The sequence below is a fragment of the Kitasatospora sp. NPDC091257 genome, assembly GCF_044757675.1.
Lineage (GTDB): Bacteria > Actinomycetota > Actinomycetes > Streptomycetales > Streptomycetaceae > Kitasatospora > Kitasatospora lactacystinica.
In genome coordinates this window covers 1-3,519 of the sequence record NZ_JBIVVI010000977.1, presented here as the reverse complement: position 1 = coordinate 3,519, position 3,519 = coordinate 1, and the positions used below count along the sequence as shown (strand labels likewise).

Genomic DNA, 3,519 nt, shown 5'->3' with positions numbered 1-3,519 from the left:
GGGGTTACGCCCTCAGGGGAGGTCGACACACGACCGGCCCACGCGCCACTCAGCACCACCGTGCTTCAAGCACCGCACCTCGTACGTAGCTCTCCCTCGACGGGCTCCCGCCATTCGAGGGATCACCGCCTCGGACCGACGCAGTCGAGCGTTGGTCAGGACAGCACAACCGGTCGCCGAGCCAGACAGGCCGACGTCCGCTCCAGGGAAGGACCCTTAGTGAGCGACTCCACCGATCTGATGGGCGCGCGCCCGGACGCCGAGGCGTCGGACGCAGCCGCCGCCCCCGCTGCCCCGGCCCGGCGCCGCCGCAGCGCCGCCGCGGGCCTGGACGGCATGGTCCTGGCCGAGCTGCAGAAGCTCGCCGCGGACCTTGGCATCACCGGTACCGGACGCATGCGCAAGAGCCAGCTGATCGAGACCATCAAGGAGAAGAGCGGCGGGGACCCGCTGCTCGCCGCCGGTGGCGCCGCCCCGGCCGCCAAGCGCACCGCCGCCAAGGCGGACGCCGAGGCCCCGGCCGAGAAGCCGGCCCGCCGTACCAAGGCCGCCGCCAAGACGGCCGAGGCTCCGGCCGCCGCCGAGCCGCAGGCCCAGATCGAGATCCCGGTCCAGGCCGCCGCCGAGACCGCCGCGCCCGCCCGTACCGAGCGCACCCGCCGCCGGGCCACCTCGGCGGCCGGCGCGCCCACCGCCCCGGTCGCGGAGGCCCCGGCCGAGGCCGCCACCGTCGCGGTCGCCGAGCCGAAGCAGGCCGAGGCCCGCCCGGCCGAGACCCGCGGCTTCGAGGGCCGTGAGGACGGCCGTGAGAGCCGTCGCGACCGCCGTGAGCGGCGTGAGCGCCGCGAGGGCGGCGAGCGTACGGAGCGTACGGAGCGCACCGAGCGTCAGGAGGCCGGCGAGGCCCAGGACGCCGACAGCCGCGAGTCGCGCCGCGACCGCCGCAACCGCCGCGAGCGCACCGACCGCACCGACCGCACCGACCGCCAGTCCCAGCAGGGCGGCGGCCAGCAGCAGGGCGGCCAGGCCGACCAGCAGGGCCGCCAGACCCAGCAGGCCCAGCAGCCGCAGATCCAGCAGGGCGGCTACGAGGACGACGAGTTCGGCGATGGCCGCCGTGGCCGGCGCGGGCGCTACCGCGACCGCCGTGGCCGTCGCGGCCGCGACGGCTTCGAGGCCGGCCCCGCCGAGCCGCAGATCGGCGAGGACGACGTCCTGATCCCGGTCGCGGGCATCCTCGACATCCTCGACAACTACGCGTTCGTGCGCACCTCCGGCTACCTGCCGGGCCAGAACGACGTCTACGTCTCGCTCGCCCAGGTCCGCAAGAACGGCCTGCGCAAGGGCGACGCCATCACCGGCGCGGTGCGCCAGCCCAAGGACGGCGAGCGCCGCGAGAAGTTCAACGCCATGGTGCGGCTGGACTCCGTCAACGGCATGGACCCGGAGAGCGGCCGCGGCCGCCCCGAGTTCAACAAGCTCACCCCGCTCTACCCGCAGGAGCGGCTGCGCCTGGAGACCGACCCGGGTGTGCTGACCACCCGGATCATCGACCTGGTGTCGCCGATCGGCAAGGGCCAGCGCGGTCTGATCGTCGCGCCGCCGAAGACCGGCAAGACCATGGTGCTCCAGGCGGTCGCCAACGCGATCACCCACAACAACCCCGAGTGCCACCTGATGGTCGTCCTGGTCGACGAGCGTCCGGAAGAGGTCACCGACATGCAGCGGTCGGTGAAGGGCGAGGTCATCTCCTCGACCTTCGACCGCCCGGCCGAGGACCACACCACCGTCGCCGAGCTGGCCATCGAGCGCGCCAAGCGCCTGGTCGAGCTGGGCCACGACGTGGTCATCCTGCTGGACTCGATCACCCGTCTCGGCCGCGCCTACAACCTGGCCGCGCCGGCCTCCGGCCGCATCCTGTCCGGTGGTGTCGACTCGACCGCGCTGTACCCGCCGAAGAAGTTCTTCGGTGCCGCGCGCAACATCGAGAACGGCGGCTCGCTGACCATCCTGGCCACCGCGCTGGTCGAGACCGGCTCGCGCATGGACGAGGTGATCTTCGAGGAGTTCAAGGGCACCGGCAACATGGAGCTCAAGCTCGACCGGAAGCTCTCGGACAAGCGCATCTTCCCGGCCGTCGACGTGGACGCCTCCAGCACCCGCAAGGAGGAGATCCTGCTCGGCAGCGAGGAGTTGGCCATCGTCTGGAAGCTGCGCCGGGTGCTGCACGCGCTCGACTCGCAGCAGGCGATCGAGCTGCTCCTGGACAAGATGAAGCAGACCAAGAGCAATGCCGAGTTCCTGATGCAGATCGCCAAGACCACCCCCGGCTCCAACGACTGACCGTAGCCGGACGGTTGTCCGAGCACGGAACCCCGGATCGCGCGAGCGGTCCGGGGTTCCGTGCGTCCGGCCCGGTTTGTTCCAGAGTCGGGACAACTTGAGGGCGTTTGGATCATGTTGTCCGATTTACTCTGGACCGTATGGCCGAACACAAGAGGGTTCCAGGGCGCCGCCGCAGAGTCCTGCGGACGGCCGCCTGCGCGTTCGTCGCGCTCGTCGTCCTCGGCGCCGGCGCGGCCCTCTTCGCCTGGTTCAGGCTCAACGGCAACATCAAGAGCGTCGACATCGACGCCCGGCTCGGCGACGCCCGGCCGCCGGCCGCCACCGACGGCTCCTTCAACATCCTGGTGCTCGGCTCCGACTCGCGCGGCGGCGACAACGGCTCGATCGCGGGCGGGGACACCGGCGACACCGCCCGCTCGGACACCGCGATGGTGGTGCACATCAACCAGGACCACTCCCGCGCCCAGGTCGTCTCGATCCCGCGCGACACCCTGGTCACCCGCCCCGACTGCACCGACCCGAGCGGCCGGACCGTGCCCGGCGCCAAGCGCGCGATGTACAACAGCGCCTTCGAGAGCGGCGGCGCGGTCTGCGCCGTCAGGACCACCGAGCAGCTCACCGGGCTGCGGATGGACCACTACCTGCAGATCGACTTCGCCGGCTTCGCCCGGGTCGTGGACGCGATGGGCGGGGCCACCGTGACCACCGCGGTGGCCATCCACGACCAGGACAGCGGGCTCGACCTGCCGCCCGGCGAGCACCACCTGGACGGCCGGCAGGCGCTGGCCTTCGTGCGCACCCGGCACGGCGTCGGCGACGGCAGCGACCTCGGCCGGATCGAGCTCCAGAAGCAGATGGTGAAGTCGCTGCTGCAGCAGGTCGGGGGGAACGGGATGCTCACCAACCCGGTCAAGCTGTGGTCGATCGGCGACACCGTGACCAGGAGCATCACCACCGACTCCGCGCTCGGCTCGGTGAACTCGCTGGTCGGGCTCGCCCAGGAGCTCAAGGGGATAGGCCCGGACCAGCTGAGCATGGTCACCCTGCCGGTGGAGACGGCGCCCAGCGACCCGAACCGGGACCGCGCGCCGGTGGCCGAGGCGCCGCTGCGCGCGGTGCTGGCGCTGCTGGAGCTGGGCGACGGCAGGATGCACGACGGCTGGCCGGAACTGA

General features: G+C 72.2%; 2 protein-coding genes. Both read left to right on the top strand.

The features are described from left to right. Positions 1–219 precede the first annotated feature (219 nt). Complete coding sequence (gene rho / locus ACIQOV_RS33030; protein WP_401054412.1) at positions 220–2,343, top strand: transcription termination factor Rho; 2,124 nt, start codon at positions 220–222, stop codon at positions 2,341–2,343. A 140-nt stretch (positions 2,344–2,483) separates the two neighbouring features. Further along, positions 2,484–3,519, top strand: a 1,036-nt coding sequence (locus tag ACIQOV_RS33025) for an LCP family protein (RefSeq protein WP_401054411.1), incomplete at its 3' end; no start/stop codon positions are given.